Raw genomic sequence first — 15,820 nt, 5'->3', positions numbered from 1 at the left:
AACGCGGTGCCCGTGTCGGCGATGACGACGCTCTCCCGGTAGATGCCGTTCCAGTCGCCGCTGTAGACCTCGGTGATGCGGTCCAGCGGGCTCCAACCGAGGATCTTCTGCGCGATCTTGTCGGCCGTCGCGGCCACCGAGCCGAAGTCGCCGACCTCGAGCCACTTGCCCAGCTTGTCCTCGACCCCCATCGGCCACTTGTCCCGCAGCACTTCGTTCTCGACGCTCGTCTCGCCGGGGCCGTTGTAGTACCTGGTCTCGACCACGTCGCCGAATCCGCTCGACGCGACGCCCGGCGGCAGTTCGCTCGCCTCGACGTTCCTCGGGTACGTCGGCACCGCCGGGTACACCTGGTCCAGCCGGCCGGCCTGGTAGCGGTCCGTGGTGCGGTAGAACTCGGCCGCTTTGGTCAGTTCGACCGCCGACGAGCCGGCGAGGCTCAGTGCGCGCCGGGTGTTGTCCTGCGCGTGGAAGCGCAGGTTCTCCAAGTGGCCGGAGAGCTCCAGGAAGACCCCCTGGCCCAGGTCGTCGACCTGGTTGTGCTCCAGTGCCTTCAGGTGCGCGGCGATGCCTGAGCTCTGGCGCTGCACAAGCCCGCCCAGCAGCTCGACGGCCTTCGGTGCGACCTTGAAGGAGTCCCCCACGACCAGATCATGGCACAGCGGCGACAGCGCCTGCGCGTGCAGCACCGGATCACCGCCCGGTGCCTAACCGCAGGTCGGGTCGTGCGGCCGGCTCTTGGCACCCCACGCGGCCGCTCCGGTCTCCCCCACGGCAGCGGACAGGATCGTGGAACCGAGCGTGTTCTCCAGCTGCTCCCACCGCGTGACCAGGTCCGACATCATCAGCATCAGCACGTCGGGGAAGGCGTGGAGGAAGCTCTGGTACCGGTAGTGGTCGAGGTAGAACAGGACCACGTCGCCGAGTGCCGTCACCGACGTGGTGCGGGCGTTGAAGAACAGGTCGTGGTGGCCGAGCACGGCCCCGCGACCCACGATCGCGCGGTCGTAGATGCCGCCGAAGTCGACCTCGACCTGGCCGTGGGCGACGAGGAACACCCCGTGCGCCGGGTCGTCCTCGCGGCAGACGGCATCGCCCGCGGTGAACGGGATCTCGTCGAACATCGAGGCGAGCGTCTCCAGTTCGGAGTCGGCCAGCGAGGCGAAGAGCCGCACGCCGTGCGGATCGACGCCCTCGCGCAGGCACGCCACCCTCTCGCTCAGATCACGCTCGTCGATGTGCGTCATCCGCAGCCGCGCGAAGCGCAGCACGCGGTCGGTGTTGCGCGACTGACGGCGGGAGATCCCGGCACTCGGCGGGGTGTAGAGGGTGGCGTCCCCGCTGATCCGCGCGGCTTCACGCAGGCCGGACTCGTAGGCGCTGTGCACGCAACCCCAGTGGTAGGGGTTGGTGCCCTCACCGGCGAAGTACAGCCGGTCACCGACCGGTTCGGCGAGCGTGCCGATGTCCTTCGACGAGGAGTCGACGCCGATGCAGGTGTACGAGCCCAAGGCGAAGGGGTCGGACGACCACGCGGTGCGGGAGATGTGCTCAGGCACCGGCGCGGCGGCGCCGAACAGGTCCTCGACGATGGTGCGGGCGTAGGTGGCGACCCCCTGATCGGACCAGGTCTCCGCCTCGCGGCCGAGCGAAGCGCCCAGCAGCATCACCAGGACCGGCTTGCCGTGGGACTTCCACATGCTGATGACGACCGTGGGATAGCGGTCGGTGTCGCGGCACAGGTAGCCGAAGACGTACTGCTCCGTCGGCCAGAAGGGCTCGCGGTAGTGCAGGGCGATCTTGTTGAGTGTGCCGAACCCCAACCGGGCGATCGCCGACCGCTTGATCTCCGGCAGCGGCGGATCGAAGCGCACTACCTCGGACTTCAGCACCCCGAGCGGCACGGTCACGAGCACCCTGTCGGCCTCGAAGTCACCCCGGTCGGTCGTGACCCGCACCGGTCCGGTGGTGGTGTCGATCCGCACGACCACGTGGCCCAGCCGGACGTCCAGCCCTTCGGCGAGGGCGTCGACCACCGACTGGTAACCCTGGTGCAGGGTGCTGTCACCGTAGCCGTAGACCAGATAGCCGTCCTCCCAGAACTGCAGGGACAGCCTGTCGGGGTCCTCGGCGATGTCCTCCCGCAGGAGCACGTTGAGGTGGTAGCGGACCGCCTGCTCGTCCTCCGGCGGCAACCGGCGCGCGGCGAGGACCTCGCGCACGGCCTCGCCGAGCGGGATGTCCGGGTGCTGCTCCTTGCGCGCGATCGAGGCCTGCCGCTCGATCTCGTGCAGCACGTCGTCGGCCAGTTCCAGGGTGCGGCTCTTACGGCGGTGGTTCGTCAGGCGGCGGTCCGCGCCGAACAGGTCCAGGCTGTCGAAGCCCCCGGTGTAGGCGCTGTCACCGCCCACGTAGCTGTAGGGGATGCCCAGGTTCTCGACCAGCTCGGTGATCGGGTTGCCGTCCGTGCCGTGGATCCAGTGCGCGCCCAGGTCGACCCCGTGCTCGTCGGTCCAGATCCGCCCGCCGACCCGGTCGCGTGCTTCCAGGACGGTGACGGGGTGGCCGAGTCCACGCAGCGCCCGCGCGGCGGCCAACCCGGACATCCCGGCGCCCACGACGATGACGCTGGGCAGGGCGTCAGCTTTTCGAGACATCGCTTGATTCTCCGGCAGTCGACACGGCCGCGGACAGTCCCGAATCGAGTGCTTCCGGTTGCTCCCTCCGAGTTGCCCCGGAGACCGTGGCGAATCCTCAGTGGGCATGTTCCCGCGAAGTGCGGGTTGATCCGGTGTCGGATGCCGCGGGGCAGTGCCGGTGCTGACGGATCGTGTGGGCCGCGGTCAGCGTGATCGTCGATCGCGCCCGCCAATCGACTCCGCAGTTCTGCGGCGTGTGGCAAGGGACATCCACGGACAGTGTTCCGCCGCAAGCCTTTCAGCCGATTGAGGACGGAGGGTCGAGCCGCGAGACTCGTCCCCCATCACACTTCCGAAGAACGGGAATCCTCATGCGTCTGCGTTCATCGATCGTCGCTGCGGTCGGCGCCCTGCTCGGTGCCACGGGGCTGTTCCACGTGCCCGCTTCCGCAGCCGTAGTGGACGTCAACTGCGCGCTGGGAACCCAGGTCGGCACCTACTCCCCCGGCATGACGCTGCTGCCCAGGCACATCACCTTCAGCGCCACCGGCACGCTGGGTGGCTGCGTGTCGCCCGGCCACCCCGACATCACCGGCGCGACCTTCACCGCCCTGGTGAGCGGCACGTTCAGCTGTCTGTCCGGCTCCACCACCAACACCTCGACCTACCACTGGAACACCGGGCACAGCAGCACCGTCCAGGGCGGCTTCGAGATCAACCTGAAGCCCGGCGGCACCACCGTCCTGGTCCTGACCGGCACCGTGGTCGACGGGCTGTTCCAGGGCGCCACCGTCGTCCAGACCAAGGTCCTGCCCGCCACCGACCTCACCGCCTGCCTGACCCCACAAGGCCTGACGAGCGTCAGCGGCACCGCCACCTTCACCGCCGTCCTTTGACTCGACGGATAGCGTGGGCGGCGCAGGCGTTACGGCGCCCGCGCACCGGCCGATGTCGTCATCGATCGCGGTCTTCTCACGCGCCCGGGCGTTGCGTGCGTTCGGGGGCCCATCCTGTGGAGGTGCCGGCGGTGGGACGCATCCGAGGCCTGCTCGCCCCGGTCGCACTGATCACGTCGTCCCTGCTGTTCCCACCGTCCCTCGCGCACGCGGCGCCGGGCGATCTCACCTGCGCCGAGAACGAGTCGGTCACCTATTCCCCCGGCCTGCTCACCACACCGCGGCCGGTGGACGTCAGCGTGTACAACGTCCTCTCGTGCACGTCCCTCTCCGATCCGGCCGTGACGGGAGGGCACGTGCAGGCGGCCATCCGCGGCCTCAACCGCTCGTGCAGCGACCTCGCGGCGTCAGGCAGTGGCTCGTACACCATCACCTGGAACACCGGTGAAACCAGCACGATCAACTACAACCGGTCCGCCAACTACGTCCTGGGAACGCTGGTCATCGTGGAGAACGGGACGGTGACCGCGGGCAAGTTCACCGGTGACTCCACCACGCACGTCGTCGAACTGCTCACCCTCAACCTCCTGGCCTGCCTTGCCGAACCCGGGCTCACCACGGCCTCCGGCAGCGGCACCTACGTCTTCGCCTGACGTGCCCGTCCCGCATCGGTCGTCGGCGGCCGAGGAGGTCGAGACCGGCTCGGCGACTGATCAATCGACGAGGGCATCGGCGCCTGACCGCCGGAAAGTCGACCCGTCCCCCTCGAACCGGGCGCGCCCGCCGCATCGGGGTGAACCAGGCCCGTCCCTCCTTGACCTCTGCGGAAACGCCTGGCAATACTGGCTTTCCTCCACGCAAGGACGGATGCGATGAAACTCTTGAGAATGATCCTGCGTCGTCGTCGCCCGGCCACCACCGGCTACTACGCCTACCCGCCGGTGTGACCCCCTTCGCCCGGGCCGCCCGTCACCGGTGGTCCGGGCGGTGCCGTCGCCCACTCGCAGGTGAGACGCGATGACCGGGCCACTCGACGCACTGACCGCGGCAGCGAGGTCCGGTGGAGGCGTCGCCGAGCTCGAGCACGGCCTGCGGCTGGTGACCGACCCCACCGAGACCGAACGCCTGCTGGCGAGCAAGGACACGTCGACGGTCAGGTCCGCGCGGCGCACCGGCATCACCTCATGGGGACCGAACGGCTTGGACACCTGGATGGCGGTGCGCCGTGCCACGCGCCCCTTCCTGACCGCTTCGCGACTGACGCCGGCCATCCCCGTGATCGCGGAACAGGCCGAGCGTGCCGTGTCCGCCTGGCCGTCACCCGGCGTCGTCGACGCCGGGGACGCAACCGTCAGCCTGATCTCCGCCGTCAACACCCGACACCTGCTGGGCGAGACGTCCGAGGCGTTGTCCGCTCTGGTCGAACGCGAACTGGTCCTGGCCGGGCGGACCCGTTGGCCGCTCCCGCTCGGACGCCCTCGTCTGCGACACGCCCAGCGCGCCACCTACAACGCCATCCGGCAGCACATCCGCACCCACCCTTCACCCGGGGGCCTGCGTGCGGTCCTGACCGACCGCGGGTTCGGCGAGCACACCGTGACGCTGGCGCTGCGCACCATGCTGCTGTCGGGCCACCACGTCCCCGCCACCGCACTGGCCTGGGCCTTGCACGAACTGTCCACCCACCCCGACGTGCAGGAGCGGGCCCGGGCCGAGGCCACCGCGCACCCGGACCCGACGGCGGACCTCCCGCTGTGCCGGGCGGTGATCCGCGAAACCCTGCGCCTGCACCCACCGGTGTGGCAACTGCGGCGGCAGCTCACCGCGCCGACCCGCGGCCTGCCGACGGGGACGACCCTGCTGTTCAGCCCCTACCTCAACCAGCACGACCCGGACGCCTACCCGGAGCCCTCGCGATTCCACCCGCGGCGCTGGAGCCCGGGCTTCCACCCGGCGCCGGGCAGCTACCTGCCCTTCGCGCTCGGCCCTCGCACCTGCCCTGCCTCGCAACTGGCGCTCACGCAGCTGACCGTCGTCCTCGCGGCCGTTCTGAAGAACCGCCGCCTGACTCCTCACCGCGATCCCGCACCGACCTTCGGCGCCCTCCACGCTCCGCGCGACCTGCGGTTGCGCGTGCTCACGGCATAACCGATCCGGGACGTGGACGGCGTTGATCCGGTCGGTGAACGGCGAACCCGGGCAACTCCCGTCCGCGGCTCCCCCGGCGACCGGGCGTTCCTCGCGGACTGCTGCACCAGATCCCTGCCGCCACGCTTCGCGGCTCCGACCACTGGTACGAGAACAAGATGACTTGCGGACGGCGGTGTGATCGCCGCCTATATGGTTCGGGTATGAGCCGGCCCATTCCGTTCGCCGACGTCAACTTCAAGCTCGCCGTCGTGCAAGAGCTGATGTACGACCAGGGCCTCTTGCCGAGGTTCGACCTGCGCGAGCACGCCGCCGAGCAGGGCTTCACCTACGACGACGGGAGCGTTGAGGCGGTGCCTGAGGCTCTGGCCTACTTCGAGGCGCTCGAGGTCCCCGCCGAGCTCGCGGAGAAGATCACCGAGATCGAGATGGACGGCGGCAACGAGATCTACCTCGAGATCGCGCCGAACTGGGACGGCGAGGACGGGCTGTTCGACGTCGACGAGTTCGCCGACCTGCGGCACTTCCCCAACCTGAAGTCGATGACGCTGTTCTACACGGGCAACGAGGAGGCGCTGGAGACGCTGCGCGCCCGCGGAATCGAAGCAGGCTGGCTCTGACCCGGCCGCTACCGCTCGGGCACGTCCGGCAAGCGTGGGAGCCGCCGGCACAGGCGTCGCTGTCGCCTCGGGGACGGCGGTGTGCATCCTAGTGCTCTTCCCCAGGCCTGTGGCGCGGGGCCGGCGGTGTCGGGTGGCCTCGAAGCCACCGGTTCTCCGCCCGGCGTCGACAGCGGTGGTACTCGTCCGCGGGCCGTATTACGGTCACGGGTACACCCAGTCGTTCCGCGCCGGCTCGCATGGCCTCTGTCACACGCTCGTGCTGTCCTTCGGGTGTGCTCGACGATCAGGACGGAGTGGGCGGATGATGGATGCCGGGCGGTTGCCTCGGCGGCTGCAGGTGTTGGAGGCGATCACCGACAGCGGGCTGCGCGAACTCGACCTGGACAAGCTGTTCGACGTGCTGCTGCAGCAATTGCGGTCGCTGTTCGCGGTCGACACCGCCACGGTGCTCCTGGTGGACTCCGACGGCGGGCACTTGGTGGCCAGGGCGACCTCCGGCCTGGAGGAAGAAGTCCTCCAAGGCGTGCGGATACCGGTGGGCTCGGGCTTCGCCGGCATGGTCGCCGGCCGTCGGGAGCCGGTGCAGATCGACCACGTCGATCCCACCACCGTGGTCAACCCCCTGCTGTGGGAGCGCGGTCTGCAGGTCATGCTCGGCGTGCCGATGGTGGCCGAAGGCAGACTGATCGGTGTGTTGCACATCGGCAGCACGGCCGCACGCCGGTTCACCGACGAAGACGTCGACCTGCTCCAACTCGCGGCCGATCGACTGGCGACCGCGGCGCACCTGCACCGCTCGCGGTCCGAACTGGCGGCGGCGGCCCTGCTCCAGGAGAGCCTCCTGCCCGGCCGGCTGCCGACCACTCCCGACTGGGAGTTCGCCGCGCGCTACGTGCCGGGCGCGGAGAACGGTGTGGGCGGCGACTGGTACGACGTGTTCACGCTGCCCGGCGATCGCATCGGCGTGGTCATCGGTGACGTGGTCGGCAGCGGGCTACCGGCCGCCATCGTCATGGGACGACTGCGCAGCGCCCTGCGCGCCTACGCCCTGGAGTTCCCCGACCCGGCGGAGGTGCTCGGCAAGCTCGACCGCAAGGCCAGCCACTTCGAGGCCCACACCATGGCCACGGTCGCCTACGCCGTGATCGACACCACCACCGCCCGCGTCGACCTGGCGCTGGCCGGCCACCTGCCACCCGTGCTGGCCATCCCCGGCGAACCGTCCCACCTGGTCCCGGCTCCGGTCGGACCGCCTATCGGACACCACCTGGCCGTCACCGGCCGCCAGGGCACGACCCTCGACCTGCCACCCGGCGCGCTGCTGGCGTTCTACACCGACGGGCTGGTCGAACGCCGCGGTATCGACCTCGACAGCCGACTCGAGCAGCTGCTCGGGCACGTGGTGCCGGCCACCGCGGAGATGGTCTGCGCCGAGGTCATGGCGAGCCTCGTCGGCGCCCAACCCGCCACCGACGACATCGCCGTGCTCGTGACCCGCCACCGCCCCTGACCCGCCTGCCCGGACCCGCCACCTGCCGGATCGGCGTGACAGGGCCGCACCCCCGGGACAGGTCGGCGCCCGGGCGGGACCGGTCGGCGCGGTGACAGCGAGGAGCTCACCCAGGTGTGAAATGGGTGCGAGTTGGGCAACCCGGTGCCTGTAGCGATCACGCCGCGTCGCGGAAGGCGCCGTGGCACGAGGACAAGGAAGCACCGTGGGCATCCTGGGTTGGATCGTTCTGGGTCTCATCGCCGGCGCCATCGCCAAGGCCATCATGCCCGGCAAGGACCCGGGCGGCATCATCATCACCATGCTGCTGGGCATCGTCGGCGCCATCATCGGCGGATTCATCGGCCGCGCCGTCTTCGGCTCCGACATCGGCAGCTTCTTCGACCTGAGCACCTGGTTGCTGGCCATCCTCGGCTCGCTGATCGTGCTCGGCATCTACCACGTCGTGACCAAGCGGGGCCACCGCGTACACGGCTGACACGACACCACCGAACCACTCGGGCCCGCCGGTCACCCACCGGCGGGCCCGACCATTTCCTGGGACACGCAGCGGGACGAACTTCGGGTCAACCGACCGGCTCATCGATGTCCACTCCGGACACGTCAACCGCCCGTCGTACCGCGGCCACGGTCCTGGCCTGGCTGCCCGACCGGCGGAGCGACGTCACCACCGACGCAGTCGCATCGTCCCTTCAGGTCACCACCGCGCGCACCCGGCCACGCTCACACATCCCGGGTTCGAACCGGATCGCGGGTCCGGGGCTTCAAGCGTCTTGACGCCCGGGGCGCCTTCCTCGGTTCGGGCTTGCGGCGCGGTTGGGCCACGAGGTCAGGCCGGCGCCGCCTTGGCCGTGGGCAGCGAGATGACGATGGTCAGGCCGCCGCCGGGGGTGTCCTCGGCGGTGATGGTGCCGTCCATGGCGTCGGTGAAGCCCTTGGCGACGCTGAGCCCCAGGCCGACGCCGGGGGTGTTGCCCCGGTCGCCGAGCCGTTGGAACGGGGCGAAGACGGTGTCGGCGGTGTTCTTGGGCAGCCCGTGGCCGTGGTCGACCACGCGGAGTTCGACGTGGTCGCCGTGGGCGCTGGCGCGGACGGCGATCTCGGGTTCGTCGGGGGTGATGGCGCCGTCACCGTCCACGTCGACCGGGCGGCGCGGGGTGAGGCGGCCGTGCCGCAGGGCGTTGTCCACGACGTTGGCGACCACCCGTTCCAACAGGCCGACGTCGGCCAGCACCGGCGGCAGGTCCTCGGGGACGTCGACCGAGATCAGTCGGCGCTCGTCGAGTCCGGTCAGGGCGCGGGCGACGGCCTCGTCGTAGGTGACGGCTTTGATCAGGGGCGCGACGGCGCCGGTGGCCAGGCGGGAGGAGTCGAGCAGGTTGTCGACCAGACCGGCGAGCCGGTCGGTGGAGACCTCGACGGTGTCCAGCAGTTCGGCGGTGTCCTCGGGCGAGAGCCGCAGGTCGGGGTCGCGCAGGCTGCCGATGGCGGCTTTGATCGACGTCAGCGGGGTGCGCAGGTCGTGACCGACGGCGGACAGGATCGCGGTGCGCAGTTCGGTCGTCTCGGCGCGCCGCTGGGCTTCGGCGGTCTGGGCGGCCAGGCGCTGCTGCCGCAGGGCGAGCAGCGCCTGGCCCGCGGCGGCTTCCAACGCCTGCTGGTCGCTCGCCGGCAGGGCGCGGCCGCGCAAGGCCAGGTGCACGTCCGCGGTGACCGGCACGTCGACATCGGCCTCGTCGGGCTCGTCGCACGGCCGGGGCCCACGCAGGCGACGCGTGCCCACTCGCCGTCGCCGCGTTCCAGCAACGCCACCGATTCCAGGCCGAAGTTCTCCCGCACCTTCTCCAGCAGTCGGGCGAGGGGGAACGGGCTGGTCAGCACGGTGCGGGCGTAGGAGGCGAGCAGCGCGGCCTCGGTGCGGGCCCGTGCGCCCTGCTCGGCGAGCCGGGCGGCCCGGTCCACGACCAGGGCGACGAGGGTCGCGACCAGGAGCATGGCCAGCAGGGTGACCAGGTTCTCCGGGGTCGCGACCGCCAGGCTGTAGTACGGCGGGGTGAAGAAGAAGTTCAGCAGGCCCGCGCCCAGCAGCGCCGCGCCGAGCGCCGGCCCCAGCCCACCGACCAGCGCCACGACCACCGTGACCAGGAAGAACCCGATGAGGTCGGTGGAGAAGGAGATTTCGTCCCGGGTGAGCACGCCCAGTCCGGTGACCACGGCGGGCAGCACCGTCGCCAACGCCCATCCCAGTAGTCGACGTGACGGGGTCAGCGCACCCCGGTTGACTCGCCGGCTGACGCCGCGCCGGGCCTGCGCGTGGGTGACCATGTGCACGTCGATCGGCCCGGAGTCCTGGACGACGGCCGAGCCGATGCCCTCGTCGAACACCCTGGCCAGCCGCGACCGGCGGGACGTGCCCAGCACGAGCTGGGTGGCGTTCACGCCGCGGGCGAAGTCGAGCAGCGCGGTCGGCACGTCGTCGCCGACCACGGTGTGGAACGTCGCGCCGACGTCCTCGGTGGTCCTGCGCGATCTCGCGATCGAGTCCGGCGGTGCACCGGCGAGGCCGTCACCGCGCAGGACGTGCACCACCAGCAGTTCAGCGCCCGCCCGCACGGCGATGCGCCGCGCTCGGCGGATCAGGGTTTCGCCTTCCGGACCGCCGCTGATCGCGACGACCACCCGTTCCCTGGTCTCCCAGGTGTCGGTGATGCTCTGCTCCGAGCGGTAGCGCTGCAACGCCACGTCGACCTGGTCTGCGACCCACAGCAGGGCCAGCTCGCGCAACGCGGTGAGGTTGCCGACCCGGAAGTAGTTGCCCAACGCCGCGTCGATCCTGTGCGCGGCGTACACGTTGCCGTGCGCCAGGCGGCGGCGCAGCGCCTCCGGCGTGAGGTCGACCAACTCCACCTGCCCCGCACGCCGCACCACCTCGTCGGGCACGGTCTCGCGCTGCCGCACACCGGTGATGCGCTCGACCACGTCGTTGAGCGACTCCAGGTGCTGCACGTTGACCGTCGACAACACGTCGATCCCCGCGTCGAGCAGCTCCTCGACGTCCTGCCACCGCCTGGCGTTGCGCGACCCCGGGACGTTGGTGTGCGCGAGCTCGTCGACCACAGCCACCTCCGGCCGACGGGACAGCAGGCCGTCGACGTCCATCTCGTCGACCTGCACCCCGCGGTGGTGCGACCGGCGACGCGGGACCACCTCCAGCCCTTCGACCAGGGCCGCGGTCCTGTCCCGGCCGTGCGTCTCGACCAGCCCGACGACCACGTCGGTGCCGCGCTCACGGCGTCGGTGCGCCTCTCCGAGCATCGCGAAGGTCTTGCCGACCCCCGGCGCGGCGCCCAGGTAGATCCTCAGCTCACCGCGCTTGCCCTGCACCACGTCAGCCTGCCTCTCCGCGATCCCGCCGGCCGCGAGTGCGGAGGCGACCACCGTGGCGGTGATCGCCTCCCGATCGTCATGCCGCCGCGTCGAGCGCCCGGTTCAGGGCGGTCACGTCGACCCCCGGTTCACCGAGGAAGCCGAGGGCGCGACCGTCCGTGTGCTCGGCGACCAACTTCCGAACCTCGTCGTCGGCCAGTCCGTTCTCCCGGGCCACGCGGGGCACCTGGAGCTCGGCGTAGGAGGGGCTGATGTGCGGGTCCAGACCGGACGCCGAGGCGGTGACCGCGTCCTGCGGCACGCGGTCCTCGGCCACGCCCTCGCGTCGGGCGATCTCGGTGCGGCGCGCGGCGACGACGGCGTCGTAGTCGGGGTTGAGCTCGCCCTTGTTGGAACCGCCGGACGCCGGGAGCGTCGCGGCCGAGGGCCGGGTGTGGAACCACTGATCGCCGTCACGGTCCACACCGACCAGCGTGGTGTGGACGGCCTCGGCGTTGGCGTGCAGGCCGGGCAGACGGGAGACGGCCCACACGGCCGCCGGGTAGAGCACGCCGGTGAGCGCGGTGAGCACGAGCAGGACGCGCAGTCCGGCGAAGGTCTGCTTGGCGAGTGCGTTCATGGAGCGGGTCACCCGATTCCGGGGATGAGGCGGACGAGGAGGTCGATCAGCCAGATGCCCGCGAACGGCGTGACGACGCCGCCGAGGCCGTAGACCAGCAGGTTGCGCCGCAGCAGCGCGGCGGCGCTGGTGGGCTCGTACCGCACGCCGCGCAGCGCGAGCGGGATCAGCACGACGATGACCATCGCGTTGAAGATCACCGCGGAGAGGATCGCCGACCGCGGCGAAGCCAGGTGCATGATGTCGAGCTCGTCCAGCTGGGGGTGGATGGCGGCGAACATGGCCGGGAGGATGGCGAAGTACTTGGCCAGGTCGTTGGCCACCGAGAAGGTGGTCAGCGCGCCGCGGGTGATGAGCAACTGCTTGCCGATCGCCACGACCTCGATCAGCTTGGTGGGATCGGAGTCCAGGTCGACCATGTTCCCGGCCTCCTTGGCGGCCGAGGTGCCGGTGTTCATGGCCACGCCCACGTCGGCCTGCGCGAGGGCGGGGGCGTCGTTGGTGCCGTCGCCGGTCATCGCGACCAGCTTGCCGCCCTCCTGCTCGCGCCGGATCAGCGCCATCTTGTCCTCGGGCTTGGCCTCGGCGAGGAAGTCGTCGACCCCGGCCTCGGCGGCGATGGCGCGGGCGGTGAGCGGGTTGTCGCCGGTCACCATGACGGTGCGGATGCCCATGGCGCGCAGCTCGGCGAAGCGCTCCTTCATGCCGGGCTTGACCACGTCGGACAGCCTGATCACGCCCAGCACCCGGTCGTCCACGGCGACCACCAGCGGTGTGCCGCCCTCGGCGCTGATCCCGTCGACCACTGCCCTGGTGGCCCCGTCGAGGGTGAAGGCGCTCGCCGCGCCCTTGCGCACGCGCCGCCCGTCGAGGTCGATGCCGCTGACCCGGGTCTGAGCGGTGAACGGCACGAACTCGCCGGTCTTCTCGTGCTCGTCCGCCTCGGCCGGGCGGCCGTGGCGCTCGGCGCACAGCTCGACCACGCTGCGGCCCTCCGGGGTGCCGTCGGCCAGCGACGACAACCGGGCGGCGTCCACGAGCGCGTCCAACGACGTGCCGCGCGCCGGGATCAGCTCGGTGGCGCGCCGGTTGCCCCAGGTGATGGTGCCGGTCTTGTCCAGCAGCAGCGTGTCCACGTCCCCGGCGGCTTCGACCGCCTTGCCGGAGGTGGCCAGCACGTTGCGCTGCACCAGCCGGTCCATGCCCGCGATGCCGATGGCCGACAGCAGCGCGCCGATCGTCGTCGGGATCAGGCAGACCAGCAGCGCGGTCAGCACGATCACGGACTGCTCACCGCCGGAGTACACCGCGAACGGCTGCAGCGCTACCACGGCGAGCAGGAAGATGATCGTCAACGTCGAGAGCAGGATCGTCAGGGCGATCTCATTGGGCGTCTTCTGCCGCTGAGCCCCCTCGACGAGGGCGATCATCCGGTCGACGAACGTCTCCCCCGGTTTCGCGGTGATGCGCACGACGACCCGGTCCGACAGCACGGTCGTGCCGCCGGTGACGGCCGACCGGTCGCCGCCGGACTCGCGGATGACGGGCGCGGACTCGCCGGTGATCGCGGACTCGTCCACGGTGGCGATGCCCTCGACCACGTCGCCGTCACCGGGGATCACCTGTCCGGCCTCGACGACCACGAGGTCTCCGACCTCCAGCTCGGTGCCCGGCACGGTGCGGCCGTCGGTCAGGTGCGCGACGGCGTCGGTCTTGGCCTTGCGCAGCGAGTCGGCCTGGGCCTTGCCCCGACCCTCGGCGACGGCCTCGGCGAGGTTGGCGAACAGCACGGTCAGCCACAGCCACACCGCCACGGCGGTGGTGAACACGCCGGGGTCGCCGATGGCGAACACCGTGACCAGCAGCGAGCCGACCCACACGACGAACATGACGGGGTTGCGCGCCTGGTGGCGGGGGTCGAGCTTGCGCAGCGCGTCCGGGAAGGAGACGAGCAGTTGGCGTGGGTTGAAGATGCCCGCGGCGACCTGGTGGCCCGGGTTGTGCGCGTGGCGCTCGCGGATCTCCTCCGGAGTCCGCGGCGGGTGTTCGGTGGTGGTGCTCACAGCAGGGCCTCCGCGATGGGACCGAGGGCGAGGGCGGGAACGAAGGTCAGCGCGGCGACCAGCACGACCGCCCCGCCGAGCAGGGTGGCGAACAGCGGGCCGGTGGTGGGCAGCGTGCCCGCCGTGACCGGCACCTTCCGCTGCGCGGCCAGCGAACCGGCCAGGCACAGCACGGCGACGATCGGCACGAACCGGCCCACCGCCATGCACACCCCCAGCGACGCCTGGAACCAGTCGCCGGTGACCGTGATGCCGGCGAACGCGCTGCCGTTGTTGTTCGACGCCGAGGCGTAGGCGTAGAGGACCTCCGACAGGCCGTGCGCACCCGGGTTGTTCACCGCGTCCCGCGTGGAAGGCAGGATCGCGGCGATGCCCGCGCCGAGCAGCAGCACGGTCGGCATGGCCAGGATCGACACCGCGGCGGCCGTGACCTCACGGCGGCCCAGCTTCTTGCCCAGGTACTCCGGCGTGCGACCGACCATCAGCCCCGCGAGGAACATCGCGATCACGGCCATGACCAGGATGCTGTAGAGGCCGGTGCCGACACCGCCCGGGGTCATCTCGCCGAACAGCATGTTCAGCATCGCGCCCCCACCGCCCAGACCGGTGAAGCTGTCGTGCATCGAGTTCACCGCGCCGGTCGACGTGGCCGTGGTGCTGTTGGCGAACAGCGCGCTGCCCGGGATGCCGAACCGCAGTTCCTTGCCCTCCAGCGGGCGCAGGCCATTCGCCTCGGCCACCCAGATGACGGTGAGCATGACCGTCCACAAAGCACCCATCACGCCCAGCAGGACGTGCCCCTGCCGGCGGTCGCCGACCATGGTGCCGAAGGTGCGGGTGAGCGAGACCGGGATGAGCAGGATCAGGAAGACCTCGATCAGGTTGGACCAGGCGTTGGGGTTCTCGAACGGGTGAGCGGAGTTGGCGTTGAGCACCCCACCACCGTTGGTCCCCAGCTCCTTGATCGCCTCCTGGCTCGCCACCGGCGCGGTCGCCACGGTCTGCCCGTCGACGTCCACACCGGACTTCAGGCTCATCACCACGCCGGTGGCCACGAGCACGATCGCGAACACGAACGCCACCGGCAGCAGCACGCGCACCACACCGCGGGTCAGGTCGACCCAGAAGTTGCCCAGCCGGTCGGTGCGGTGCCGCACGAACCCGCGCACCAGGGCCACGGCCACCGCCATGCCCACCGCGGCGGAGACGAAGTTCTGCACCGTCAGACCGATCATCTGCACAGCGTGGCCCATGACGGTCTCGGGCACGTAGGACTGCCAGTTCGTGTTGGTCACGAAGCTGACCGCGGTGTTGAACGCCATCCCCGGCGGCACGTTCCCGCGGTCGAAGTCCCAGGGCAGCACCGACTGCACCCGTTGGAGCACGTAGAGCAGGACCACGCCGACGAACGAGAAACCGAGCACGCCCAACGCGTAGGTGCCCCAGCGCTGCTCGGAGTCCGGGTCTACGCGCGCGACCCGGTACACCGCGCGTTCGACCCCGGAGTGCCGGGCACTGGTGTAGACGCGGGCCATGTAGTCGCCGAACGGCCGGTGCGCCACCGCCAAGGCGACGACGAGCAGACCGACCTGCGCCAGGCCGGCGAGGGTCGGGGACATCAGAACTTCCCCGGTCGGATCAGCGCGACGAACAGGTACCCGATCAGCAGCAGGGCCGGCACACCGGCGACGGCGTTGGCCACCACACCGGTGCCGCTCACAACCGCCCCAGACCGCGCACACCGAGCGCCGGCACCAGGAACACACCCATGATCAGCAGCACGTAGGCCAGATCGGCCATCCCGCGCCCCTTCCCGACTCCGAGCGGTCCCGGACGCGGGACCGCGATGCCGGGAAGGATGCATCCGGAAGTGGCTGCTCAATGGGCGCCTGATGCGTCTTTGACACCCCCGATGGGGTCCCTTACGCGTTGTTG

12 protein-coding genes and 1 pseudogene are annotated in these 15,820 nt (G+C 70.7%); 6 read left to right on the top strand and 7 right to left on the bottom strand.

Annotated elements, in window-relative coordinates:
• Positions 1–689: hypothetical protein (locus ACZ7GX_RS13155; protein WP_498776120.1), on the bottom strand; the 689-nt coding region annotated here is incomplete at its 3' end.
• A gap of 18 nt (positions 690–707) precedes the next feature.
• A complete protein-coding gene (locus ACZ7GX_RS13150; protein ID WP_498776118.1) occupies positions 708–2,657 on the bottom strand; it encodes an FAD-dependent oxidoreductase in 1,950 nt (649 codons plus the stop codon).
• A 353-nt stretch (positions 2,658–3,010) separates the two neighbouring features.
• Here ACZ7GX_RS13150 and ACZ7GX_RS13145 point away from each other — a divergent pair, with 353 nt between their 5' ends.
• From ACZ7GX_RS13145 to ACZ7GX_RS13120, 6 genes are all read left to right on the top strand, one after another.
• Positions 3,011–3,535, top strand: a complete 525-nt coding sequence (locus ACZ7GX_RS13145; RefSeq protein WP_498776117.1) for a hypothetical protein — start codon at positions 3,011–3,013, stop codon at positions 3,533–3,535.
• Positions 3,536–3,666: 131 nt separating this feature from the next.
• Positions 3,667–4,188, top strand: coding sequence for a hypothetical protein (locus tag ACZ7GX_RS13140; protein WP_498776114.1), 522 nt, complete (start codon positions 3,667–3,669; stop codon positions 4,186–4,188).
• A 364-nt stretch (positions 4,189–4,552) separates the two neighbouring features.
• On the top strand, positions 4,553–5,683 hold the full coding sequence (locus ACZ7GX_RS13135) for a cytochrome P450 (protein ID WP_498776112.1): 1,131 nt from the start codon (positions 4,553–4,555) through the stop codon (positions 5,681–5,683).
• Between the two features lie 203 nt (positions 5,684–5,886).
• Positions 5,887–6,303: a DUF6892 domain-containing protein gene (locus ACZ7GX_RS13130; RefSeq protein WP_498776110.1), complete on the top strand. Its 417-nt coding sequence runs from the start codon at positions 5,887–5,889 to the stop codon at positions 6,301–6,303.
• 304 nt (positions 6,304–6,607) lie between these two features.
• A complete protein-coding gene (locus tag ACZ7GX_RS13125; RefSeq protein WP_498776108.1) occupies positions 6,608–7,816 on the top strand; it encodes a PP2C family protein-serine/threonine phosphatase in 1,209 nt (402 codons plus the stop codon).
• 205 nt (positions 7,817–8,021) lie between these two features.
• Positions 8,022–8,294 carry a GlsB/YeaQ/YmgE family stress response membrane protein gene (locus tag ACZ7GX_RS13120; protein WP_498776106.1) on the top strand — a complete coding sequence of 91 codons (273 nt, stop codon included), beginning with the start codon at positions 8,022–8,024 and terminating at the stop codon, positions 8,292–8,294.
• A gap of 351 nt (positions 8,295–8,645) precedes the next feature.
• Here ACZ7GX_RS13120 and ACZ7GX_RS13115 read toward each other — a convergent pair.
• The 5 genes and pseudogenes from ACZ7GX_RS13115 to ACZ7GX_RS13095 form a co-directional block, all read right to left on the bottom strand.
• Positions 8,646–11,203, bottom strand: a pseudogene (locus ACZ7GX_RS13115) (DUF4118 domain-containing protein).
• Positions 11,204–11,279: 76 nt separating this feature from the next.
• On the bottom strand, positions 11,280–11,822 hold the full coding sequence (locus tag ACZ7GX_RS13110) for a potassium-transporting ATPase subunit C (RefSeq protein ID WP_498776103.1): 543 nt from the start codon (positions 11,820–11,822) through the stop codon (positions 11,280–11,282).
• Between the two features lie 8 nt (positions 11,823–11,830).
• Entirely contained in the window at positions 11,831–13,885 is a 2,055-nt protein-coding gene (kdpB, locus tag ACZ7GX_RS13105) for a potassium-transporting ATPase subunit KdpB (protein WP_498776101.1), read from the bottom strand.
• Positions 13,882–15,504: a potassium-transporting ATPase subunit KdpA gene (kdpA, locus tag ACZ7GX_RS13100; RefSeq protein ID WP_498776099.1), complete on the bottom strand. Its 1,623-nt coding sequence runs from the start codon at positions 15,502–15,504 to the stop codon at positions 13,882–13,884. The genes kdpB and kdpA overlap by 4 nt, the downstream gene beginning before the upstream one ends.
• Complete coding sequence (locus tag ACZ7GX_RS13095) at positions 15,504–15,605, bottom strand: potassium-transporting ATPase subunit F (protein WP_498776097.1); 102 nt, start codon at positions 15,603–15,605, stop codon at positions 15,504–15,506. Before ACZ7GX_RS13095 ends, kdpA begins: the two co-directional genes overlap by 1 nt.
• Positions 15,606–15,820: the final 215 nt, after the last annotated feature.

The sequence above is a fragment of the Actinosynnema sp. NPDC037264 genome (assembly GCF_055603705.1).
The sequence above is the reverse complement of the archived record's forward strand: the minus strand, read 5'-3'. Positions and strand labels throughout refer to the sequence as shown.

Bases quoted from the DNA above. Each gene is read 5' to 3' on its own strand.
- ACZ7GX_RS13150 (WP_498776118.1), bottom strand. From the start codon at position 2,657: ATGTCTCGAAAAGCTGACGCCCTGCCCAGCGTCATCGTCGTGGGCGCC.
- ACZ7GX_RS13145 (WP_498776117.1), top strand. From the start codon at position 3,011: ATGCGTCTGCGTTCATCGATCGTCGCTGCGGTCGGCGCCCTGCTCGGT.
- ACZ7GX_RS13135 (WP_498776112.1), top strand. From the start codon at position 4,553: ATGACCGGGCCACTCGACGCACTGACCGCGGCAGCGAGGTCCGGTGGA.
- ACZ7GX_RS13130 (WP_498776110.1), top strand. From the start codon at position 5,887: ATGAGCCGGCCCATTCCGTTCGCCGACGTCAACTTCAAGCTCGCCGTC.
- ACZ7GX_RS13125 (WP_498776108.1), top strand. From the start codon at position 6,608: ATGATGGATGCCGGGCGGTTGCCTCGGCGGCTGCAGGTGTTGGAGGCG.
- ACZ7GX_RS13110 (WP_498776103.1), bottom strand. From the start codon at position 11,822: ATGAACGCACTCGCCAAGCAGACCTTCGCCGGACTGCGCGTCCTGCTC.
- kdpA (WP_498776099.1), bottom strand. From the start codon at position 15,504: ATGTCCCCGACCCTCGCCGGCCTGGCGCAGGTCGGTCTGCTCGTCGTC.